Origin of the sequence: Fibrobacter succinogenes subsp. succinogenes S85, from assembly GCF_000146505.1 — a bacterium.
Taxonomy (GTDB): domain Bacteria; phylum Fibrobacterota; class Fibrobacteria; order Fibrobacterales; family Fibrobacteraceae; genus Fibrobacter; species Fibrobacter succinogenes.
Genome location: NC_017448.1, coordinates 2,299,533 through 2,323,765 on the forward strand (window position 1 = coordinate 2,299,533; position 24,233 = coordinate 2,323,765).

Here is a 24,233-nt window from a genome sequence, read left to right on the forward strand (position 1 = left end):
GTTTTTAAAATTTGTAATTTTAGAATGTGAAAGTATTAATCAATCTTATCTGTATCCTCTCCATCGTCTCGACTGTTTTTGCGCAAGACGAGTGGATCAATTTTTCTAGCCCTTATCCGATTAAGGCGGCAATCCCCAATGGGGAAGGCTTGCTCATGGCGACTGCAGGCGGTATCCGCTACAGGGCTTTGAATGCCGACGATTTGTACACGACATCGAACGGTCTTGGCGACCAGTCCATGAGTGCGATTGCCGTCTCTGACCTTGGCGTCTTTTCCGTTAGCGACAACGGTGTCATTTCTACAATGCTTCCCGGCGGTTCCTGGCAGGTCCTGAGCCGTTCTTATGCGGGCAGCAATACGCGTGTGATTCCCGGCATGGCTGTTTTGGGCGGCCCTGTTCTGGTGATTGCCTTCGAAGACCGTCTTTCGTTCTTTAGCCTCAAGTCGATGACTTCCATCATTACCGTGGAGCGCATCGCCAATATCAGCGTCTCGGCGTTCCCTGTAAGTGCCATGGAAGTCCGTGGCGATTCCCTGATTGTTGCTGCGGGTGGCGGAATTTTCATGCGCAAGATGAATTGGGAAAAGCTGGATTCCGACGTGACACTTTATAACCCGGATTCCTGGAAGATTATTTCCGAAGCGTCTAATGACAAGGAACCGATCAAGAGTATCGCCTGGAAGGATGGAGAAATCAAGACGTTCCCGACCGAAGGCATGAGAATCTGGGATAAGGATGGCGAAACGCGTGTTGCGCTCGATACGTTCTCCGTGTTTACGGATACAGATGCGATGGTTGCCGTCCGTGGAAAAGTCCTGAAGGATTCCGTCCTGTACGAGCGACTCTCTGTCGAAGAACTGGACGCCAGCCGAAAAAAGGTGACTCGCTATTATTACAAGTCCATAGTCCGTTGGGTCTCGTTGCAGCCGTCGGGCAAGGCTGTTCTTGCCGGAGCTAATAATATTTTCTATTACGATGGCAAGGAACTGACGGAACTGACGACTTACAAGCCCTTCCCGATTAGGGATGCCTATGAGCTCCAGGTCCTTCCGCAAGGCGGTGTCCTAGCGGCATCCGAAGAAGGCTTTTTGACTTACTACTATTTTGACGGCCCGGAAAAGCGCTTCAAGTGGAAAGACCCGATGCCTGTATACGAGGGCATGCCTGGGATATACAGTAAGAACGATGCGAATGCCCGCGCCCATGATATGAAGACCTTGTCAGTTCTCCCGACTGGCGCTACTTTCTACCATGTGTGGGGTGAAGCCTATTTCCTTTATGACGTCTTGGCCGATGAAAAGGCTTACCAGTACATTTCTATCGCGAACAAGGATGCGGACTACTGCATGGACAACTTTACGGGTGATCCGAATACTCCGTACATGGTTGCCATCGCTTCGACTCCGGCTCCAGACGGCATGGGCTACCTGACGACATCTGCTTCGAATAAAGGCTACAGCCTTGTCTATGTGGATATCGACGGTACGAATGTTTCCTGTGCAAGCAATGTCGGTTCTGCTCCTTTTGGCGGACCGATGCAGGCTCGCATAAATGAAAAGGGCCAGTGGGTTGTCTATGTCGGTACGCGTGCGATAGCATCGCTTGATGCCGAAGGTGGCCTGGATGTGTTTACGTTTGACCCTCCGAAAAAGCAGGGCGGCAATATTTTCAAGGTGGATACGACCTCCAGAAAGACGTATTCTGGCCCTTCGACAACTCCGCTAGATTTGGCCTATGAACCGAAGACGGGGTATCTCTGGATGGTGACAAACTCCGCCCTCGTGTATTGGGACCAGGATGAAAACGACCTGAAGACTCCGCTCTCAACAAACGGCCTTAACGGTGCGAGCTACACAAGCATCGATGTTGATAGCCGTGGAAACCTTTGGGTAGGGACGACGGCGCAGGGCGTTTACCGCCTGACTCCGCGCACGACAAGCCCGGATACATTGTCCGTACTGCATTTTACGAGCCGCCATGGTCTTTTAAGCGATCGAATCCAGGACGTAGCTATTGATACTGTGCTTGGCATGGTCTGGTTTGCCCACGAAAACGGCATTACCCGCTACAAGAGGGATGACCTGCGTGGAACAGAAAAGAACATGACCGATGAAGCTCGCGAAGATGTCAAGGTTTACCCCAATCCGTTCCGTCCGAAGCTCCAGCCGTACGTCTCGTTTACCAATGTCGCAGACGATGCCGTCATCAACGTTTACAATAGGGGCGGCAAGCTTGTAGTATCGTTGAGCGGTGAAAAGATTTCCGGTGGCCGTGCCGAATGGAATGGCCGTATGGATAACGGAAACATCGTGGCGCCTGGTGTTTACCAGTACGTTGTGCGTGGCGGAACCAAGGTTAGGAAGGGCAAGCTCCTGATTATCCATTAATGCCTGCGAGGATAAATGTTATGAATAAAGTTGTTGGATTTGTGGCTTTTTTGGCAGTGTCTCTTTTGGTCGGCTGTGCCGGCGAGCGCCAGGGTTTTGTGTGTGAGGAAATTGAATACCGCCTGAACACGATGACCTATTCTCCGGACCAGCGCGCCTATATGGAAGAAGAACTTCGCACGTGCCGTGTGGAAGAAGCCAAAAAGAAGAACGAGTCCGGACAATCTAATGGTAGCATTTACGAGCGTTTTGCAAATACAGAAAATGCACCGTCAGGCGATTCTTCCAATGTCGAAATCCCTGTCCAGACGCTGTTGCAGGATTCATCCGAAGAAAAGACAACTAGCATTTACGACCGCTACAAGTCTGTCGAGGCCAATAAGTAATGCCGAGTATTGTAACACTTTCAGGCGAGACGTTTGAACCGGACTTGCCTAATCGACTGCTTTCTATTGCAGGTGAAATCCGTGAAGCGGGTGGCCGCGCCTTTTTGGTGGGCGGCTGGGTGCGCGATGCACTCCTCGGCAAGAACTGCCGCGATTACGATGTTGAAGTCTATGACCTTGTTCAAGATGAACTTGTCCCTATTTTAAAGAAATATGGCCGCACAAATCTTGTGGGGAAGGCCTTTGGCGTGATCCATTTGGCGATGAAGGGGCTTTCGCTCGATTTCTCGTTCCCGCGTACCGAAAGCAAGGTCGGCTATGGCCACCGCGGATTTGTGGTGCATACGGATGAAAAGCTTTCGTTCAAGGAAGCGGCGCTCCGTCGTGACTTTACGATCAATGCAATGGGCATGGAATTGCCGGAGCTTACACTTTGCGACCCGTACGGCGGCATTGACGATTTGAAGAAAGGCTTGTTGCGCCATGTCGGCCCTGCCTTTGTCGAAGATTCACTCCGCATTTTGCGCGGTGTGCAGTTTGCTAGCCGTTTTGCACTTAAGCTTGCGCCCGAGACGATTGAACTTTGCCGGACGCTTTCGCTTGAAGACCTTTCTATTGAACGCTTGTTCGAAGAATTCAAGAAGTGGCTGTTGAAGCCGGGCAAGCCGTCGCTTGGGCTGCGTGCGTTTTTGGATATCAAGCTGAACGAGTTCTTCCCGGAAGTTTCGCCACTGCGTGGCTCCTGGGATGATTTGGGCGAAATGCTTGATAACACGGAAAGCTTGCGCGATAATCTTTCGGACGATCAGGTGATGGAATTTGCATTTGCCGCATTCCTCAGCGGGAGTCCGGAAACGTCTCTCAAGTTCCTTGAACGCATTACGAACGAAACGCACTTGGTGAAAAATGTTCCGCTGCTTTTGAATGCTTATAGCACGCTTGATTTTGCAATTGTAAGTGATGCGCCGGCGCTTCGCCGCATGGCGGTGAAGCTGGGTGGCCTAAAGCTCCTGTGCTTGCTTGTGAAGGCCACCCCGCGTAAGTATTACGCCGCCGCCGGCGCCTCGGAATTCCCGGAACAGCTTTGGCAGGCCGCTGCAGATCTCGACTTGATTGAGGCAGCTCCGCAGCCGTTCCTCATGGGCAAAATGCTTATGGAAATGGGATTCAAGCCGGGCAAGCAGATGGGCGAGACCATCAAGCAAAGCTTTGAGCTTCAGCTTGACGGCAAAATCAAGAACGCCGAAGAAGCCATTGCGTGGGCGAGAAGTAGAACTTAGAACTTAGACAACTGCGTAAGGCGAGTGAAGCAGGATTGCTTGCAAGCCTATTTAACGCTAAAGCGTTGTCTCTTGAGCTCAGAAATAGTCAAATAATTTTTGACTGCTTCATTCGCTTTTCGAGACTTTCCGAGCCTAGCGGTTGAGATTAGAGCGAAGCGATAATCTCACTTAGAACACCCTATTTTCTCTAAAAGAACATAACTAAGTTCTAAGAGCGAAGCGAGCTAAGTTCTGCCAACTAAGGCGCCTTTGGCGCCTTTATTTCCATCTAAACATTCCCGAGATTCCTGCGGGGACGCAGAACACGATCATCGGGATTTGAATAAGCTCTACAGGCAAGAACGCGAGCATGCGGCGCTTGGACTTGAGCTTCCAGGACGCAATGCTCAAGAATACGAAGTCCACGACAATCTTGGGCAGAATGCTGAACACGCACCACTGCCACGGAAAATCAAGGAAGATGGCGCACCACGGACTCACGAACATCCAGATGTAGTACGTGTAAATAAGCGTGAGCAAAAGGATGTACGATTTGCTTTCGTAGTTCGTGCCGTTACTGCTCCAGCGGGCGCGCTGGTTGAAAAGTTGCTTCCACGTGTGTACCGGGGCGGTCTCTATCACTGCATCCTTGTCGAGATTGTAGCAGACCTTCGTTCCCGGGATTTTCATCATCTTGTGGATGAGCATGTCGTCATCGCCACTTGAAAGGTTGATGAGGTCTCCAAATCCGCCGACTTTAAAGAACAGGTCTTTCTTGTATGCAAGGCAAGCCGCACTCGCGACAATCGGGCGGCCAAGGCTAAAGCCTGCCGCTTCCATCGCGGTGTAGCCGAGCGTTTCAAGTTTCTGGTAGAGGTGCGGCATTGAACGCGAACCGTTGTTCTGCTTGGGGCCTTGCACAATGCAGATACCATCGACAAATCGCCCGGCCATGGCGGTAATCCAGCTCTTGCGCGGGATGCAGTCGGCGTCCATCGTCAAGAGCACTTCGTTTTTCGCAATCTTGAAGGCGCTTTCGAGTGCGCGCTTCTTGGGGCTTGCGATTTGCGGTAAGTCTTGCGGAAGGCTCAAAACGCGGAAACGCGGGTGCGTGGCGGCAAACTTTTCTAGAATCTCTCGCGTGCGGTCGGTAGAACGGTCATCGACGCAAATCACTTCCCATTCGCCAATGTAGTCCTGGGCGGCGACAGCTTCGAGCGTGCGTTCGGCAAATTCCTCTTCGTTACGCATCGGGATCACGACCGAGACACTTGGGGTGGCTTTCGGGCCTTTATAGCGATGCGTCTTTAACAGTCCTACTATGAAGAATAGGAACAGGAGCGCATAGAGCGCAGTCAGGCATGCGAGAATAATGCCACCCATGTGTTTTAATTTAGAAAATAGAACTTAGAACTTAGAACTTAGAACTTAGAAATGGCTTTGAAGTTACAATTTTTCTCGTCTCCCGTCTCTCGTCTCTCGCCTAAAAACTAAATTTAAGCCTGTTAATCTAAGTTCTACCAACTAAGTTCTGCCAACTACGGCGAAGCCGTCATCATGCTCCATCCATCCGCTTTTGTTCATCCGAATGCTAACGTCCACGAGTCTGCCGTTATCGGCCCCTGGTGCGTTGTTGATGAAAATGCGGAAATAGGCGAAAATGTAGTGCTTGAATCGCGCGTGCGCGTTTACGGTGGCGTGACCATCAAATCAAATACGCATGTTTACGATGGGGCGATTCTTGGGGCGCCTCCGCAAGACCTCAAGTACGCAGGGGAGCCGACTCGCCTTGAAATTGGCGAAAACTGCATCATTCGCGAATACACGACGCTCAATCGCGGCACCGTCCAGGGCGGCGGTTGCACTCGCATTGCGCCACACGTACTCATCATGGCTTACGCCCATGTAGGGCATGATTGCCAAATTGGCGAGGGGGCGGTCATCGCGAACGCTTGCCAGCTCGGCGGACACGTACGCATCGGCAAGTTTGCCACTCTCGGTGGTACTACGGCCGTGCAGCAACGCAACCAGGTAGGCGCCTACGCTTTTGTGGGCGGCACGCTCAAGGTCGATTACGACGTTCCCCCTTGCAGCCGTGCATTCGGGAATCCGCTCCGCTTTGCGTCCCTCAACCTCCATGCGCTCCGCTTGCATGCTGATGAATTCCCGCCTGAACGTATCGCATTTTTTGAACGAGCCTTCCGCGAACTTTACCGTGGCAAGCGCCCGACCGCCGAAGTTATTGAAGAATTGAAAGAAGGCCCGGAACCTCTGTTCCAAGCCTTCTTTGATGAGCACTGGGGCGGTTCTCTCGTTCGCCCGTGATCATTCGCGCTTTTGCGCTCGTTTTTTAAATTCTAGAAGATGAGGGCTTTAGGGAATCCTTCGTGCCACTTTTCGGCATTTGGTTCGTAGGCGTCAAATCCGCCTGTGTAGCCAAATCCCCAGTAGTGGAACGACATACCGTTTTTGACAGCGGCCTGTACTGCCTTCTTTGCCCATGTTGCTTTATATTGATCTGAGGGCCAAACGCCTTGTTCCGGTTCTCCGTTTTGGTTGTACCATGTGCATTGCCCCATGTCGCTACCGCCGGCCACGCCGAATTCACCCATGTTCAACGGAACTTGGTCTATTCCGTTCACGTCCGGGTAAAGCTTATAGGCCAGCCCAACGTATGATAACAGGTCTTCGTCCGCTGTAGAGACGTATGCGGCATCGCCAAGGCATTTGTTACCGTGTTGACCTTGATGGCTGTATGTGTACGGTTCGTAATAGTGGCCACTGAAGATGATGTTCCCGTCTTGCGGCAAGTGGAGCATCGAGAGGTCAGCAAACTTTGCGGCATGGTAGGCTTCAAACATAATCGTCTTGCCCGGAGCGGCTGCACGGATGACCTTGTAGGCGTCATTCATCAGCTGGTCCACGCGCTCGGCGTTCGGGATGATCGGTTCGTTCAGGATTTCAAGAACTAGCATATTGTCGGGGAATGCGTTCATGGCCGTGGCAACCTGCGCCCAAAGAGCAAGGAAGTGAGCCTTTTCAGCTTCGTATTCGGTGGGGTTGTATGTACAGCCGTTACCGCCGCCACCTGCGCAGTTCAATTCTGTGTAGTGGTGGAAGTTTACGACGACAGCAAGGCCGTTGGCAATAGCGAGATTGATGTCTTCAATGACTCCCGCAAGGCGGTTCGGGTCCACAGTATGGGTCGAGTAGTCAGAACCATTTTGCCAGCGGACCGGGATACGCACGGAATTGAAGCCTGCCGCCTTGATGGTGGCGAAGTCCTGGTCACGGATGGGGTTGCTCCAGGCGCCATCATCGGAACCGTCGGAATCCCAGGAGTTACCCAGGTTGATGCCGCGCCCAAGGAGCGCATTCATCGTTCTTCCCAAGGTGTAGTCTACGGGGACGGCCGTGCTCGTGTTGCCCTTGCCGGCCGATGTCGGTATTGTTGCCGAGCCACTGTCGCATGCCCAGAAGGCACATCCGATTGCCATTGCTGAAAGAATCTTTTTAATCATGGTAACCCCCAAAAGGTTATGAGCTTAAATGCGTGTTCTCAAAATCTATATAAAACAAAAAATAGAAAAACAAAAACATGCTTATCTTATGTTTACGCTTGAGTCCATTGTGAGCATCGTCAAAAAATTTAATTTGTAAACATTAAGAAACATTACAAATGAAAAAATTTCCGTTTACGCTTGAGTCCAGCGTCTATGTGGCTTAACAAGCGGTATTCCGTTGATACATCTAGCTTTGCAAAGCCTTTTTTGCAAAAGAGTGGAGCGAAAATTCCCAAAAACAAGCTATATTGTAGATGATCCGAATTTGGAGAATTGTACCTATTATGAATGGAAACTTAAAAAAAGCCATTTGGAAGTCCGCTCTAGCGGCGATGCTTCTTGCTTCATCTTCTTTCGCTGGCTACGGTTTTAGCGATTACCGCGACCGCGACCAGTCCCACTTTGTCATGAAGGATCCTAAACCGTTCCGTCCTGATAAGGAAGTTGTCACCGTTGTCATGCGTGAAGCAATTCCGCGTGGTGGTGGTTACACGTACCAGTATCCGCGTGAAAACCCCGAACCGGTACTCACGGATAAGTATGCCATGGAAGGCGCTCTCTCCATGGAAATTGAACTTATCGCGAGTGACTATTCCGGTGTCGCAATCTGTATTGCGGGTTCCGTGGACTTGACTCCGTATCTCGAAGAAGGTGTTCTCGAATTTTGGATCAAGGGCGCCCAGGGTGGTGAAAACGCATTGTTCGTGCTCGTTGACGATGGCGTGAAGAGCAATGGCGAATCCCTCCAGGTGAAGCTCCGCTCCAAGAGCCTTGGTGAAATTACGACAGAATGGAAGCACTTCAGCATTCCTCTGAAGCTCTTCGGCAATACCGGTGTTTACTGGGATGCAAAGAACACGCGCGAAGTGATGCTCCCGTTCTCATGGTCCAACTTCAAGGGTTTCCGTCTTGAAGTCCGCAAGGATGAAAACGAATCCTTCAAGGTCTGGATTGACGATATTGTGATTAAGAAGCATGGCAAGCCGTACGAAGGCCCGGCTCACTATCCGTTCCGCAACGAGATTTAAGAGGATTTTATGCGCAAAACAGTTTCTTCCCTTTTACTAGCGTCTAGCCTCGGTGCTGCATGGGCTCTTCCTCCGCAGTTGCAGCTTGATTCCCTTCACGCTTCGTTGGATACTCTTTCCAACAACATGGAATCGACTCTTCTCGGCAAGGACGATCTGCCACTGGCAGTCTCCGGTTATATGGCTTTCCGTTTGAAGAATTTCCACTATTCCGAACAGAGCCCGTGGGTCCGCGATGACCAGGCACGTACGAGCGTTGACGCTTTGTTGAACGTGAACATCGTCGCCATGCCGAACTCCTACATTACGCTGTTTACGAACCTCATGTTCCCGTTTGACTTGAGCGGTTTCTTCACGAATAAACTCGCCAAGAACCCGACTGAAGCTCCGGGCAACAACGATGAACGCGTCTTGTTCGACCACTCTACCGACTACTATGCATCGACCATCAACGAAGAAATGAACGTCGGTGTCGATATCCGTGCCGGTGTGTTCGGTGCTTACGTTACTGCAGGCGGTGTTATCTGGGCAAACGCCTCTCCGCTTACCATGTGGGAACGTGAAACGAACCCGCGCTTTGTGTGGCAGTACGAACTCTTCGAAGACGAAAAGACCGTTTCTACTTACTATAAGGAAAAGGCATTCAAGCCGGTCAAGGAAGGTGGTCGTGCTTTCTGGACGAACCGCTCTTTCGGTGGCGTCTTTGCGAACTTCTACCAGCTCCCGTACGACATGAAGGCTCAGTTCCTCGTGTCCCAGCCGGCAGATGCTGACATGGGTACCCGTGACGGTCTCCGCATGTACGGTGGCCAGCCGGGCGAACTCGAAATGATGGGTGGCTATGATTTGCGCGGTACCGTCCTTCATGGCCGTATCGCCAAGGAAAAGATTGCCGACAACCTGACTGTCGGTGTGAACTACATGGGCGTTACCTTCGACAAGGACATCATCTATGAAGATGAATTCCGTACGCAGTGGATTACCCAGAGCGAAGGCGGCCTTCCGGTCCTCCTCAATACTCACGTGATTACTGCCGACGTCAAGGGCAATATCACCCCGAAGCTCTTCTTGATGGGCGATATCGGTGTCAGCATCACGGACTCCACGACGTTTGTCCCGGATCCGGACGCAGCTGATTATTCTCTCAACGCTGATGGTTCCGTCAATATGAATTCCGGTTACTCCAGCCGCAAGGAAGGCTACGTTTCTACGGTTAACTCCCCGAAGGTTGGCGCTTATATCAAGGCACAGAGCAAGTACGTTGAAGGCTGGCCGATGACTGCAGAACTCGTGTTCTTCCAGCCGGGCTTCTACTCTCCGTATTCTTTGACGAACCCGTCCCGCTTCCCGGGCTGGCGCAAGAACGAAGCCTACCTCAACGGTGGCGCTCTCCGCTACTCCCCGAACATGACCGGTATCAACTTCAAGTTGGAACCGAGCTTCAACCGCGGTTACTTTGACTTCCAGTACGCCCAGCATCGTCAGATCGAAGCTGGTCCGGACGTGATTGCATTCAACTACCGTCTGAACGGCCGTAACATGTGGGAAAGCTCCAACTCCTGGACCAAGCACAAGCCGCTCTTTGTGGCTGACTCTGGTAACGCTTCCTGGTGTGGCTATATCAACCGTGTCGGTGCCAGCAAGAACTCCTCTGACGGTGTCAAGATGTACCGCCAGCGCGGTGGTCTCTATGGTGGTACCTGGGAACTTTGGGAATCCTTCGCCGCATTTGAAAATGGTGACCAGGTTGCCAAGGGCGAAATTCCGGAACATGCCAAGTGGTCTTCTTACCTCTCCTTCATGGGTGGTTACGATATCGGCCACTGGATCGGCACTGACCGCAACGTCATGCTGACGGGCTTCTTTGCCCTCTCCGGTGTTTCCACTGCATTTACCCCGCTTGCCGTTTCTGAAAAGCAGTCCAACATGCTCTTGACGAGCTTCTTCGGTCAGATTGAACCGACCGTCGCCGTGACTCCGACCTTCCACATGGTGGGTATCGTCGGTCTCGAAACGTTCAGGTCTGACAAGGCTTACTTGATGCTCACCGCCGATAACGGTACCAGCAAGACTGCCAAGAATACCTATTACTACGAAGTGAACACCAGCTACTACAAGAAGGCTCCGATCAATTACAAGGACTTCGCAATTGGCCTTGGCTTTGACTGGGACTTCTCTGACCGCGTGGGTCTCCACTTCCGCTACAAGTTCATGACGCACTCTGACGAAACCGTTCCTGACAATGATTGGCATTCCCATTACATTGCTGCCGAAACCAAGGCATGGTTCTAAGGGAGGATGCTAAAGATGAATATGAAAATGAAAAATATTTTGATCGCCCTTCTTACTGCATCGGTTGCCGCATCGGCTTCTGCTGTTGCTGACAATCAAAAGGCTTTGCAGGCAAAGGCTGATAGCGCCAATGCAAAGCGCGGTGTTGAAATTGGTGGTAGCATTCGTGCTGTTGCACAGCGTTCCAGCTTCTCTACGGACCAGGACGTGCATAGCGTCAACAAGATGCCGAATGTCGAACACAACGAATATGTGAGTGCTGACTTGAGCTTCGGCTTCCGTCCGTACGAAAACGTTCGCGCCAACGTGATTATGCGCCTTGGCGGCGGCATGCAGGAATACTTTGCCGCAGCAGCAAAGACTCTCGAAGCCAAGTGGCTCAATGTCGAAGGCAACATCGGCAAGAACTTCTACTGGACCGTGGGTGACTTCCGCTCGGCAATCTCTCCGCTCTCCATTTACAATCCCGGTATCGACATCTTGTACGAACCGACGATTTTCGCCCGCAAGCGCCACATGGCCCAGAAGGAACAGCTCCTCGAAGGCAACAAGCGCAACCTCCAGGGTATTAACCTCCAGTTCCGTCAGGAAATCGACCCGATGATCGGTGAACTCCGCGCCGAGGCCTTCCTCGCCCGCGTGAACCGCGTGTCGGTCCTTGACTTTACCGGTGCTGAAGGCAATATCCTTCCGGGTGACGAAATCGCTGGTACGTCTCTTGCCTCTGCAACGGACAAGTGGCTCGTCGGTGGCAACATCGAACTCTTGCCGGTTCAGAAGAATGTGTATGTCGGTGTGACCCCGATGCTCATTTTCGATAATGAAAATTCGAAGTCCTACACTTACCGCCATCCGAACCGCGACCCGCAGGGCTTTGTTCCGGGTGATGCAGAAAACGCATACGAACGTCAGGAAATCAACCCGTACGAATACGGTCCGCAGAACACGTTTGTGTTGAGCGCCCGTGCCGGTGCTGACGTGGGTGGTCTCGTGAAGCAGAAGGGTCTTTCTGCAGACGTGGTCGCCGAATACGCCATGTCCGTCAACAAGGTGAAGACTGCCGCTTACGTCAATGATCTCGGTCTTCCGGTTCCTGAAACCGAAGAATCCATTAACGGTTCTGCCTTGCTCGCCACCGTGAACGCTGGCTACGAGATCGAAAACTCATGGAGCGCAGGACTTAGCTTGGACGTGGTCATGAACGACGAAAAGTGGTTCAACAACCTTGCCCAGTCCCCGAGCTTCTTCGCCCAGCGCGTGTTGAACTCCGACAAGGACGGAAACACGGTCAAGTACGGCGTGAACTCCCCGCTCTACTCTACCTTTGACGCTCTCTACAACTACTCCCCGAAGTTTACTCCGGTGGCCCGTACTCTCGGTACTGATGACAACGCCTTCATGGATGGTCAGTCCAAGAGCTACAACATCGCTCCGTACAACAAGAACTCCTGGGGTTCCAACGTCTATTCCGCAGCTCAGCTCGCTCTCATCAACCAGATGATCGATCCTGCTATCCAGGCAACCTTGCCGAACGGCCTTGCTACTGCAAACCGCAAGGGTTTCCGCGTAAGCCTCAAGGGTGACTGGCAGAACAAGATTGAAGCCCAGGCTCTCGTGAACATCTTCAACCAGGTGACTCCGGAAAGCGAAGCTATCGATAACGTGAGCTACAAGGAATTTGGCGGTGGTGCCAAGTTTGATGTCGCCAAGATGGCCGGCTTCAGCAAGGCTCTTGAATTCTCCGGTTCCTTCAAGCGTTCCGAAAACACGGTTACCCCGAAGGTCGGTACCGAAGCCAAGGTTACCAGCAACTTCCTCAACGTCGGTGCTTCCTTCCAGTTCTTGCCGCGCCTCGGCATTACGGGTGGCTTCCAGATGATTGAAACCGATTACGGTAATTCGAGCCTCATCAACCCGAATGTCGGTCTGGATGTCCCGTTCATGACGAGCAATCAGACTCAGTGGATGGTCGGCTTTGACTATGTCGTCGCAGACAATGCATGGCTCGCTATCAACTTCGGCATGATCAATGTCAAGAATGACTACAACACGACTGTTGTCGGTGAAGAAGCCCGCAACTTGCCGGACTACTACAGTGCAACAGACGGCGCTTTTGGAACTTACGAACATAAGTTTAGTCAGGCGATCTTTGAAGCTTCCATTAATGTGGAATTTTAATGGGAGGTAACTAGAATGAATTTCAATATGAACATGCGCAAATTTTTACTGACCTCCGCAGTAGCCTTCTCGGCAGCATCTGCTTTTGCCGCCGACAACCAGGCAGAGGTTGTGACGCAACAGAAATCCCTGTTGGAAAAGCTGGATTCTCTCAATGCGGCTGTGCTTGGCCTCAAGATCAACGGTACGGCTAAGGCTGGCATTGCAGCATCCTTCGCTTCTTCCGATCAGTTCGCTAGCGAATCTCCGACTCAGGAAAACCAGGCCTTCACGGATGTGAACCTCCGCTTGACCGCCCGTCCGAGCTCCGAGACGATGATTGATGTCCAGTTGCGTTTGCACAAGGATTGGCAGAACGCTTACGACGAAAACAACAACCCGATTATCGGCCACTGGTTCAGCTACGATGGTACCATCCTGAACAAGCATGTGGATTTCAACTTGGGTTACATGCGTGTCGGTTATACCCCGCTCACCATTTACACTCCGCAGACCGAAATCCTCCAGGAACCGGAAATCCTTGCTGAAAAGCGTCGCGAAGCACTTGCACAGCGCAACCTCGATACTACGAGCCGTCGCCTGTTGCAGGGTCTCAACGTCGTTTACAACAGCGGCAATGTGAGCGTGCTTGATAACATCACCGCCCAGCTCACGGGTGCTCGCCTCCGCAACACGGCCAAGAAGATTGACCAGGTGTTCTTCGACTTCGACTTTGCTGACCGCTACCTCCTCGGTGCGCGTGTCGGTGCCGATGCCTACGGTGCTCACCTCGGTGTGAACTTCGTGAACCTGATGGACCGCAAGCAGACCCGCCGTTCTAGGCCGATTAGCGATGCCGATACCATCTACTACGATAACAACATGGTGATTTCTGCCGATGTGGCTTTCGATTCCAAGAAGCTCCTCCCGGAACTCCCTGTGACGTTCGGCTTGACTGGCGAATTTGCCATGTCCAAGTGGAAGGTTGACCGCGACTACAATGTTAAGGAAAACCAGACTTCTTACAACGCCATGGCTGGTAAGGAAGACGGTAAGTCCTTTGTCTACCTCAAGCCGGTAACGAAGGCTGTGACGACCTACACGAATGAAGATTACGCTGATGTCGATGGCAAAAGCTTCTATGCAGACCTCTTTGTGAAGGGCAATATCAGCGATATCGACTTCAAGGTCAATGCAGGCTACTTCCAGACGGATTCGGGCTTCTGGTCTGAACTCGCCTCTACTCCGGTTTACATGGGCCGTTCGACCATCTTCAATGGCAACGCTCTCTATGGCAACCCGGCTGATAGCCTCGTCTTGGCAACCTTCGGTGCATCGAGCCTCGAAAACCTCTACTTCAGCGTCTACAACTCTACGACGTTGCAGGCCACGAACTTGATGACTTCTGGTGGTTCTAACTCCCTTAGCGCAGATGCAGGCGAAAGCAGCTATATGTACTCTCGCTTGGATAACAACTACAAGAACGGTCACTTCTACCGTAACGGTTACACGAGCAACACCTACAAGAAGCTTGAAATGCTCTCCTTGAAGCCGTTCATGGATATCGACCCGTCTGTGAGCCTCGCATTGCCGCTCGGCAAGGCTACTCCGGACCGCAAGGGCATTACCGCCAAGGCTGATGTGAACTGGGCTGACAAGGTGACCTTCAACGCCCGCGTCAACATGGTTACGCAGAGCAACTTGATCGGCTATGATCCGGTGACCTTTGCTCCAATCTCTACCGAAAACAAGTTCACGGAATTTGCTGCAGGTCTCGGTGTCGATGCTGGCGCTCTCGCTGGTCTTGACCGCCAGATTCTCCTCCAGGGTTCTTACTCTCACGGTGAAGAAGATTCCTACCTGAAGCGCAAGGCTGACCGCATTGTTGCTGGCTTTACTGCCGATGTCTGGGGTCCGATCGCATTGCTCGGCGGCTTCCAGATGTACACGAAGGAATTCGGAAATGGCTACGCTGTGGCTGCCGCTGCGGTGACCAAGGCTACGGAAATGCTCGCTCTCGGTGGTGCTCGCGTAAAGCTCGCTCCGCTCTCTTACGTCTCTCTCCAGGGCGGTTTGCTTAAGAACGAACTCGAATACTCCGTTATCGGCGTTCCTGCAGTTAACAAAATTTCCATCAGCAAGCTCGTTCTCCTTGCCGATGTGACGGTGAATTTCTAAGAGGTGCTGAAAATGAAAAAACTTCACCAGTACATGATGATTCTCGTGGCAGGCGTTTTGAGCGCCTGCGGCTCAATGGCCGTTAACGACCCTTATGTAGAAGCCCTTCCGGAAGGCTTTAACGCTCAGGAATACATGTCCTTGCACCCTGAACTGCGTGCTCGCCAGCTCAAGGACTATGTGGCTGATTATAATAGTCAGTTTAAGGACAGTCTTGGTAAAGATTACGATGCCGTAAAGAAGGCCGATGATGCCGCATTCCTCCAGGATGCGGAAAGACTCGGTGCCATCTACACGCATCCGCAGATTGGCGCCCATTCTTATGAACAGTGGGCTGATCTCATTGCCCAGATGAGTTCTGCTGACAGCACGGCTAACGAAATTTTCAATAGCTTGGCTGAATACAACTTTATCAACGTTGCTGACGATGCCGCTTTGCTCCTCACAGTCCCTGTGGACTATGTGGCCATCTCCCAGCAGTTCAACGTATTCGGTAGAGAACATGGCTGGGCCTACCGTGCCTGCCGTGCTGACGAAGCCGCTAACCCGGCCCGCAGTTCTTTCGATATTGAAAAAAAGCAGGCCTCCAGGGCTACTTCTGCTGCCGGCTTCACTCCGGATACCGGACTTTACTGCCGTGACGCAGCTGGCGTTGATCGTCTGATTCAATAGGATAAGAGGTATTCAAAATGAACTTTAAAGTTATTACATTGGCTCTTGCCATGGGCGCTGCAATGGCCCAGGCTGCCGCTGACAAAGTGATTGGCTTCTATCCGTATTGGAGTCAGTATTCTCAGTTCTACGCCAAGGATATCCGCTACAATCTCGTGACCGACATCCACTATATGTCTATCACCCCGACTGCAGAAGGTACGGTTGCCTTTGCCGACGAATACGATGCCGACAACTTCAAGAACCTCGCTAGCATGTCCAAGGAAAATGGTGTGAAGCTCATCGTTTCCGTGGGTGGCATGGAAGCTGAATCGAACCTCAAGGCTATCGCCTCCTCCGACGAAACGCTTTCTTCCTTCGTCTCTAACGTGAAGGACTGGATTGCAACGAACGGTGGTGACGGTGTTGAACTCGACTGGCAAAACCTCACGACGGATGATTCCGAAGACTATGCCAAGATGGTGAACGCCTTGGTCGACGGTCTTTCGGGCTCGACGGTGACGGCCGTGATTTACCCGGCCGCCGGTATGGATGCCTACAAGGCCGAAGCCTTGAACCGCCTCGCTTACGTGGACGTGTTTATGACTGACCTCATGACCGAAAGTGAAAGCAGCCTCGTTCCGAACCAGAGCGCAAACTCTGTTCAGGAAACGCTTGACGCTGTTGCCTCTGCCGGTGTGAACAAGGATCTCCTTGCTCCGGTGGTGTTCATGTACGGTAAGTCCTTTGCTGGTGCTAAGGGCCTTGGCTCTAGCCATCAGGGCGTGGGCAGCGGTAACGAAGGTTACCTCCCGTACGCTGAACTCATGAACCGCTTTGACACTCCGGACTACACGGTGACTTTTGATGAAGCTTCCAAGTCCGAAGTGGCTGTGAGCGAAACCGAATCTATCGTGTTCATGGGTATCCCGTCTGTGAAGGCTGTGGCTCAGCACGTGAAGAGCGAAGGCATGGCAGGCGTTGCCGTGTACGACCTCTCCCAGGACCACTACGAACCGATCGTCTCGCTCCTCGTGACGGTTGGCCTCGAACTCCGTCCGGGCGTGAACTACAAGGCTTCCAAGAAGTAATTCTCGGTTAGCTAGAATCGCGAGATTCACAAACGCTTTTAAAAATCCTCGACGCAACCGCGCCGAGGATTTTTTCTTTCGTCTTTCGTCTGTAGCCACGAAGTGGCGTTCTCTCGTCTGGCCGCTACACTCGATACACTTGGCGTTGCCTATAGTAAACATTAAAATGGGTGGTGGAGGTACGCTTTTACAAAAGAAAAGGTATTTTTTAGCAAAAATGAGGTTTTGTATGCGTAAACATCTATTGGCCGCGCTTGCTCTTGCGGTGCCGACTTTTGCAATCCCGCTGGTGAACCAGCTTGGATTTGCCCCTGAATCCGAAAAGACGGTCGTCATCCCCGGTAACGACGCGAACCCGCTCGAAGTCCGCGACATGGCAGGGAACACGGTGCTTACGCTTGAAGCCCCGATGGTCTATGACTGGGATTACAGCGGCGAAGAAGTCCAGACTTACGATATTTCTTCGATCAAGAAGCCGGGTACGTACCGCCTGTACAGAGACGGCTATATCGGTAATCCGGTCGTGATTGGCGAGAACGTCTATGAAGATTTGACGAAGGCCGCTCTCAAGTGGTTCTATTTCCAGCGTGCAGGCATGGCTCTTGATACGCGCTATGCAGGCAAGTGGGCTCGTGCGGCAGGCCACATTGACGATAGCGTGACTGTTTACGGTACGGATTTGCCGACGGCGACGGTTGTTGCGCAGTCCAAGGGCAAGCCCGCTCCAAAGAAGGCTGACCCGAAGATTATCAAGTCGCAGCGCGGCTGGTACGATGCCGGTGACTACGGCAAGTACATTGTGAACTCGGGCATTACCGTGTTTACGCTCTTGGAACTTTACGAACACTTCCCGGCTTTCATGGATACGCTCCAGTGGAACATCCCGCGTGAATTTCCGAAGATGCCGGCGCTCCTCGAAGAAATCCGCTGGAATTTGGATTGGATGCTTTCGATGCAGGACAAGGATGGTGGTGTTTACCACAAGCTCACGTCGCTCAAGTTCGGCTCCAGCACGATGCCTGAAATTGATGGCGCGAAGCGCTATGCGATTGAAAAGAGCTTGACTGCAACGCTTGACTTTGCCGCTGTGATGGCGCAGGCTTCTCGCGTGTATGCACCGTTTGACAAGGCTTTTGCAGACCGCATGCTTAAGGCTTCTGGCGCTGCCTATTATTGGGCCAAGCACAATCCGAAGGCTTTGTATAAGCAGCCCTCCGATGTGCAGACCGGCGACTATACGTATGGTGGCGAAGACGGCAAGGATGAATTTGCCTTTGCTGCAACGGAACTTTTCCGCGCCACGAAGAAGAAGAATTACCTCAATGACTTGAGCGCTTACAAAATCAGAAGCGATGGACCGTGGTGGGGCGATGTGAACATGCTCGCCGTTTATCATGTGGCTCTTGATTCAGCGGACTTTGGCGCAAAGCTCGGTGGTGCCGCTCGCAAGGCTTTGCTTGCCGCTGCAAACGAACTCCGCGCTGTTGGCGATACGAGTGCTTACAGACTCCCGGCTCTCCCGTCTAGCTGGAACTGGGGCAGTAACAGTGCCATGGCGAACAACGGAATCGTGTTGCTCCACGCTTATTATGTCACGGGCGACAAGAGCTACTTGGATGGCGCCCAGCAGTGCCTCGATTACCTCTTGGGCAAGAACCCGATTGAAATGACGTACGTGACAGGCTTTGGCTACAGAAGCCCGCGCAACCCGCACCATCGCGTGAGTGAATCGGACTTTGTCGATGATCCGGTCCCGGGCATGCTCGTGGGCGGTCCGCACTTGGGCAAGCAGGATATCAACCTTGATGGCAAGGAACTTTGGAAATGCCCGAACTACGCTATTGCGGATAAGCCGGCTCTTGCCTACATCGATAACCGTTGCAGCTATGCGACAAACGAAGTGGCCATCAACTGGAACGCTCCGCTTGCATATCTCGCTGGCGCCTTGCAGGCCATTTACGTAGGCCACGCCAATGCGGTTGTGAAGTAAGTTTGCGCTAGGTTGTGTGATTTAGGAATAGGCGGGCTTTGGCCCGCCTTTTTATGTTTACATGTTGGCGGCTACTCGCTCAATTCAACTTCCACAATGCCGCGGACGGAATTGAAACAGTAGATTTTCTCGGCTGTTTGAAGGTCACTCGGGTACAGGATTTTTTCTTTGGCCTTGCCTTCGTTCAAAAGCTTTTGTCTTGTGATGCCGTTTAAAAGCCCGCACTCAATAGGCGGCGTGTAGATGATGCCGTCTTTTAGAATGCCGATGTTCGTGAACGTGCCTTCGGTGATTTCTCCCTTCTCGTTTACGCAGATTTCGTCAAAGACGTCTTTCGGGAACGGCAGTCGGATGCTCGTTTTGTGATACAGGAACGGATTGGATGAATCTACTTTGTGTACGATTTTGATTCTTGGATTTTGCTTGGGTGCAGGAATCGGTCTTGTTGTGAGTTCAAAGTGACCGTCTTTGAAAAGCTCAATCCTGTTCACGACGGACTTGTCGAACTTGATTTTTTCAAGGTCGCTGTTCCAGGTGAAACCGAGTGCGTTTGCGGAATTTCTCAAACGTTCAAGATGCAACTCGAAATCGGTGATGCCGGTTTCAATCAGAGAAAAATCGGTATTCAAAAAACTTGCCTTGGTCATTGTTTCATTCCATTCGTCGTCTGCGGTAGAGGCCCAAGTGATAGCGCCGCCTGCATCGTATCTGTATTCCGATTCGCCTAGCTTTTTCTGCAAGATTCTGATGGGGACGGAGAAAATCATTTCGTCGCCGTGGATGTAGCCGATGGCGCCGCAGTAGACTTCTCGCGGGAATGGTTCTGCATTCGCGATGACTTCCATTGTAGAAATTTTTGGCGCACCCGTGATGGAACCGCATGGATAAATCGCGTTGATGATGTCGTAAAGCGTTGTGCCGTCTTTCAGTTCCGATGAAATCTCGGAGGTCATTTGGAAAACGGTTTTGTGCTTTTCAACTTCAAATAGTTTGTCTGCGCGGACAGTTCCCGGTTTTGAAATTCTCCCGAGATCGTTTCGCAGCAGGTCAACAATCATGACGTTTTCGGTGCGGTTCTTTAAGTCGTTGTGCAAGAATTCTTGCAACGCATTGTCTTCTTCGGAAGTCTTGCCGCGCTTGAGCGTTCCCTTCATGGGCTTTGTCAAAATCTTGTTGCCGCGCTTCACAAAAAACAGTTCCGGCGAGAAAGACAAAATTGTCTCGTACTTGTTTTGCAAAAAGGCGTTGTAAGGAGTCTTCTGGTTTTGCAAAAGGAACTGGTATAAGTCTAAATCACTTGCGTTTGTTCTTAGCGTTGAAGGGTATGTGTAATTGACTTCGTATGTAATTCCGTTCTTGATTTGCTCTTTGATGTAATCAATCTTTTGTGAGTATTCTTCTTTTGATATACGTGGCTTTACGATGGTGCCGATTTTGTAGTCTGGGATTTTTTCTTCAAATGGCTGGAACGAGTCAAAAGCTTCAAAGTAGATCAGGGGTGCTTCACCTGCTATATTCTTGAGATCGTAGCGCATGTAGCCGAGAAGGTAATAGCCTTGGCGTTGCAAAGATTCAATTTTGTCGAGTGCGGACTGGACCTTTTGCGGGTCGAAAATTTCAATGGTTTCGATAGGATTATTAAATATTTTATTGGTATATATTTGCATAATCACAGAACTCTTTTTTGCGGCGCAAATATAATTATTATATATTACAGAAGTGGTTCTGTGGGGTATCTGTTTTTTCTTTGAGAGGGTGGTTATGTTATCGCGTATTGCTTTGATGGCGACATTCTTGTTGGGGCTTGCTTGCGTGCCTGCGTCTTTTGCGGCGGGGCTTGTAAAGCAGAAGATTGACTCCACCGACTACATGATTACTCTTCCGAATTACGACCGTGGTTTTTATACGCCACAGGTGTTGCATATAAAGCCATCGGGAGGCAAGCCGATTGAAAAGCCGTACAGCAAGCTTTTGCATTTGCGTGCTGAGATTTCGGAATTCAGTAGCCGTGCGTGGCTAGGGATTGATACGACGGGCGGCAAGAAGGATACGACTTGGGGCAAGAGCCAGGACCTGACTGAAGACGCATTGAATGTGTTGCAACAGACGTTTGACAATATTCGCGCGAACAAGGGTTTTGTAATTGTGCGTATCTGTTATGACCCGTGGTACAATGGTCGCAGTAACGTGACCCCGGAACACAAGTGGGTGTTACGCCATGTGGAACAGCTCGCGCCTGTGCTTTCGAAGAATACTGATGTGATCGTCGCGCTTGAAATGGGCATGCACGGCGCCTATGGCGAAATGCATTCCGACACGAGCATTACTTACGACCGCGTTACCGAAGCGACGAACCTGATGCTCCGCAATACGCCTCCCGAACTCAAGATTCTCACGCGAACGGGCAACTATTCAGCGAAGGTACTCGGCTTTGATAACTGGGGCGTGGACTTCCATATCGATGGCGAAAAGTTTGCTGAAATTGCAAAGGCCAAGGGCGATACGATGTACCGCGTGGGAATGTTCAATGACGGCTACTTGGGTACGCAATACGATTACGGCACGTGGGGCGCGGATTGCAAGACTTCTATCTGCCGTGAAGAAGGTGTTGCCTGGCTTGAAAAGTACGGCATCAACACGCCTTATGGCGGTGAAGCGCTTACGACGGCGAACGGCTACCAGGTCATCAATACGCCGGAGTTCTTGGCATACGAAGGTTTCCGCACGCACACGAGCTATTTGAATATCCAGTGGAACAACAACCTGATTAATAGCTGGAAAAAGACGCTGTTCAAGCAGAAAGATTTTGATTATGACCCGGCGCGAGTCGATTCGCTGACAGGTTTCAAGTACATCAATGACCACTTGGGCTACCGCTTTGTACTGCGTGAATCATGGCTGAGCGATACGGTGGGTTCTGACCATGTGCTCCATGCAAAATTCCGCGTGCAGAACGTGGGCTTTGGCAACCTCACTTGGAAGGCTCCGGTAAAGCTTGCCGTTTTGGAAGACCTGGAAGGTAGCGATTTGGATATGTGCCCTGACATGGATTATGTGGACCTGCCTGATGTTGATTTTCGAAACGTCCATAGCCGCACCATTTCAATTGCGGGTGGTGATACTGTGATGACTTTTGACGGTAACAACGAAATTGAGGTTTCCGTTAAACTGGGCAAACTTCGTTATCGTAATTATCAGGTGTATTTGAAGGTGGGCAACATTGAGTTTGCCAATGATAAGCCTAGTGGAAAGGGTACTTGTGGCCTAGAACAGCCTGCCGCTTATTTGGGCAAGTTCTATTTTGATGAAAGTGTTCAGTCTATTGCTCCGCGTGTAGTTCGTGGCTCTGTGCAAAAGTCGCAAACGCCTTATGTGGAGCGGGTTCGCAACAACATGATCATCCGCAATGGCGAGCGTTCTTATAGGTTAAACGGAGCTGGAATAACGCCGTAAAACGCTAAATAAATTTTGCGTGTTTTATGTAACTTTTTGCAAATGAATGAATCCATGCAAATTTTTCAGTATATATTAATCGCATGCAAAACTGGTACTTTATTATTGTTGTTTCTATAATTTTTGTCTCTGCCTTGTTCGCTTCTGCTGCATCGACTCCGATGTAGTGAAAACAAGAAACGCTACCGATTGTCGCTAACCATTAATGGCTAAAAATATATATTAGGGGTATGACTTTACGTTCTATCCTCTTTTGTCGTTTTGCGGTGGTGTTGTCTGCGCTTTTGTCTTTGTCGGCGAGCGCGTTTGCAAAAGAAAAAGTCTTTGAAGAAAAAATCGATTCGCTGTTTTCAAAGCGGATGGAACTCCCAATGGTGAGTTCTAAGCTGGAACGATTGAATGGTAAGTTTGTTCCGGTCTGTGGCAACGTGATAGATGAAGTTGATGAGCACACTCTTGACTTGTTGGCGGATGACGATTTGTTTGCGGCGGAGAGCCTTTACAATATCTTGAATGAGCGGATGCTTTTGAGGAACAAATCTCTTTTGCAAAAGGCTTCGCCAGAAATCCAGCGCAAGTATAAAAGCCTTTCGAGCCGATTTAACTTCATCAATTTGGAACGGATTAGAATCCACGTTGATTTTTATTATGACCGCGAAAAGCGTAATTGGGTCCGCCCGGTCAGTGATTCTGTAATCACCATGACGATGATTGTCAAGTCGGGGTATTTCCTTTATCAGGACGGTGATTCCGTAATTGATATACGCCGCTATGGCTATTACATTCCGGGCTCGAACGTAAAGCGCATTTTCTTTAGCGATGGCTATTCCGAGGTTCTGTGGGATAGCCCGGATATGGTGGCGCTAGATTCAATGAGGGTATTGCCGTATAAGCTTGTCGAGAAAATTTCCATTGAAAATGGCGATGTGCATAACCGACAGAAAATAAAAAAGCTCCTGAAGAGCGGAGATTTTGCGGCGATACCGCATGTCCTTCAGGAGATGGATGAATATTGCGAAGTGAATTCGTGTACTGAAGCCGCCGATTACAAACGCTACCTGAATATGCTGGCGCTGCTTTATAAGAGCGGCGTACTCCGGCGTTTTTAACCGTTCACCTTTGCGACAAATTCACGGCAGACCGCTTCCGGATCGGGCTTGCCGAAGATGGCGCTACCAACGACGAAGATGTTTGCGCCCGCTTCCTTGCAGGCGAGGATGTTGTCGAGCTTAACGCCGCCGTCAATCTGGATGTTGAGTTCCGGCTTGAGGGCGCGGAGTTCGCGAATCTTGTCGAGGCAGTAAGGAATGAGGCTCTGACCGCCGAAACCCGGGTTCACAGACATAATGAGTACCATATCCACGATGTCGAGCACGTACTTGATGCTTTCGAGCGGAGTGGCCGGATTGATGGCGACTGCGGGCTTGACGCCGAGTTCTGCAATCTGGTGCAGCAAGCGGTCAAGATGGTTCGTGGTTTCAGCGTGTACGCTGATGATGCTTGCGCCAGCCTTAGCAAATTCGCCCACGTAGTTTTCCGGATTTTCGATCATCAAATGGCAATCGAGCGGAAGCTTGGTTCCCTTCTTGACGCAGGCAGAAATGCCCGGGCCAAAGCTGATGTTTGGAACAAAGTGTCCATCCATGATGTCCAGGTGAACGAGGCCTGCGCCTCCGTTTTCGATGGCTTTGAGACCATTGCCAAGTTCGAGGAAGTTTGCGTTCAAGACGCTGGGAGCGATGATTTGTTTAAGCATATTTCAAATATAGCAAAATAAAATTTTTTTTACTAA

The 24,233-nt window shown here is 51.1% G+C and carries 17 protein-coding genes; 13 read left to right on the forward strand and 4 right to left on the reverse strand.

Going from position 1 to position 24,233, the window contains the following annotated elements; translation table 11 throughout:
- Positions 1-26: 26 nt before the first annotated feature.
- From FSU_RS09525 to FSU_RS09535, 3 genes are read left to right on the forward strand one after another with little or no spacing between them, the layout of a single operon-like run.
- The gene (locus FSU_RS09525; RefSeq protein WP_014546205.1) at positions 27-2,390 is read left to right on the forward strand and encodes a ligand-binding sensor domain-containing protein; all 2,364 of its coding nucleotides are present in this window, start codon (positions 27-29) and stop codon (positions 2,388-2,390) included.
- A 20-nt stretch (positions 2,391-2,410) separates the two neighbouring features.
- A complete protein-coding gene (locus FSU_RS09530; protein ID WP_015732041.1) occupies positions 2,411-2,776 on the forward strand; it encodes a hypothetical protein in 366 nt (121 codons plus the stop codon).
- Entirely contained in the window at positions 2,776-4,056 is a 1,281-nt protein-coding gene (locus FSU_RS09535) for a CCA tRNA nucleotidyltransferase (protein WP_015732042.1), read from the forward strand. The genes FSU_RS09530 and FSU_RS09535 overlap by 1 nt, the downstream gene beginning before the upstream one ends.
- Positions 4,057-4,317: 261 nt before the next feature.
- Here FSU_RS09535 and FSU_RS09540 read toward each other — a convergent pair whose 3' ends face one another.
- Positions 4,318-5,421 (reverse strand): glycosyltransferase, encoded by a 1,104-nt coding sequence (locus tag FSU_RS09540; protein WP_014546208.1) that lies wholly within the window; start codon positions 5,419-5,421, stop codon positions 4,318-4,320.
- Positions 5,422-5,595: 174 nt separating this feature from the next.
- Between FSU_RS09540 and lpxA the strand changes: the two genes are divergently transcribed.
- Positions 5,596-6,363: an acyl-ACP--UDP-N-acetylglucosamine O-acyltransferase gene (gene lpxA / locus FSU_RS09545; RefSeq protein WP_014546209.1), complete on the forward strand. Its 768-nt coding sequence runs from the start codon at positions 5,596-5,598 to the stop codon at positions 6,361-6,363.
- A gap of 32 nt (positions 6,364-6,395) precedes the next feature.
- Here lpxA and FSU_RS09550 read toward each other — a convergent pair whose 3' ends face one another.
- Positions 6,396-7,559, reverse strand: coding sequence for a glycoside hydrolase family 5 protein (locus FSU_RS09550; RefSeq protein WP_014546210.1), 1,164 nt, complete (start codon positions 7,557-7,559; stop codon positions 6,396-6,398).
- A 326-nt stretch (positions 7,560-7,885) separates the two neighbouring features.
- Between FSU_RS09550 and FSU_RS09555 the strand changes: the two genes are divergently transcribed.
- From FSU_RS09555 to FSU_RS09585, 7 genes are all read left to right on the forward strand, one after another.
- The gene (locus tag FSU_RS09555; protein WP_233138533.1) at positions 7,886-8,629 is read left to right on the forward strand and encodes a carbohydrate binding domain-containing protein; all 744 of its coding nucleotides are present in this window, start codon (positions 7,886-7,888) and stop codon (positions 8,627-8,629) included.
- Between the two features lie 9 nt (positions 8,630-8,638).
- Positions 8,639-10,921 (forward strand): hypothetical protein, encoded by a 2,283-nt coding sequence (locus FSU_RS09560; protein WP_014546212.1) that lies wholly within the window; start codon positions 8,639-8,641, stop codon positions 10,919-10,921.
- Between the two features lie 27 nt (positions 10,922-10,948).
- Positions 10,949-13,099, forward strand: coding sequence for a hypothetical protein (locus FSU_RS09565; protein ID WP_244263605.1), 2,151 nt, complete (start codon positions 10,949-10,951; stop codon positions 13,097-13,099).
- A 15-nt stretch (positions 13,100-13,114) separates the two neighbouring features.
- Positions 13,115-15,256, forward strand: coding sequence for a hypothetical protein (locus FSU_RS09570; protein ID WP_014546214.1), 2,142 nt, complete (start codon positions 13,115-13,117; stop codon positions 15,254-15,256).
- Positions 15,257-15,268: 12 nt separating this feature from the next.
- Positions 15,269-15,928, forward strand: a complete 660-nt coding sequence (locus tag FSU_RS09575; protein WP_014546215.1) for a hypothetical protein — start codon at positions 15,269-15,271, stop codon at positions 15,926-15,928.
- A 17-nt stretch (positions 15,929-15,945) separates the two neighbouring features.
- Positions 15,946-16,998: a glycoside hydrolase family 18 protein gene (locus FSU_RS09580; RefSeq protein ID WP_014546216.1), complete on the forward strand. Its 1,053-nt coding sequence runs from the start codon at positions 15,946-15,948 to the stop codon at positions 16,996-16,998.
- A 229-nt stretch (positions 16,999-17,227) separates the two neighbouring features.
- Entirely contained in the window at positions 17,228-18,988 is a 1,761-nt protein-coding gene (locus tag FSU_RS09585; protein ID WP_014546217.1) for a glycoside hydrolase family 9 protein, read from the forward strand.
- 71 nt (positions 18,989-19,059) lie between these two features.
- On the opposite strand, the gene FSU_RS09590 is transcribed toward FSU_RS09585, so the two are convergent.
- Positions 19,060-20,655: a chorismate-binding protein gene (locus FSU_RS09590; RefSeq protein ID WP_014546218.1), complete on the reverse strand. Its 1,596-nt coding sequence runs from the start codon at positions 20,653-20,655 to the stop codon at positions 19,060-19,062.
- 94 nt (positions 20,656-20,749) lie between these two features.
- Here FSU_RS09590 and FSU_RS09595 point away from each other — a divergent pair, with 94 nt between their 5' ends.
- Positions 20,750-22,441: a DUF4832 domain-containing protein gene (locus FSU_RS09595; RefSeq protein ID WP_015732044.1), complete on the forward strand. Its 1,692-nt coding sequence runs from the start codon at positions 20,750-20,752 to the stop codon at positions 22,439-22,441.
- 230 nt (positions 22,442-22,671) lie between these two features.
- Entirely contained in the window at positions 22,672-23,550 is an 879-nt protein-coding gene (locus tag FSU_RS09600; protein WP_014546220.1) for a hypothetical protein, read from the forward strand.
- On the opposite strand, the gene rpe is transcribed toward FSU_RS09600, so the two are convergent.
- Complete coding sequence (rpe, locus tag FSU_RS09605; RefSeq protein ID WP_014546221.1) at positions 23,547-24,197, reverse strand: ribulose-phosphate 3-epimerase; 651 nt, start codon at positions 24,195-24,197, stop codon at positions 23,547-23,549. The genes FSU_RS09600 and rpe overlap by 4 nt on opposite strands.
- Positions 24,198-24,233: the final 36 nt, after the last annotated feature.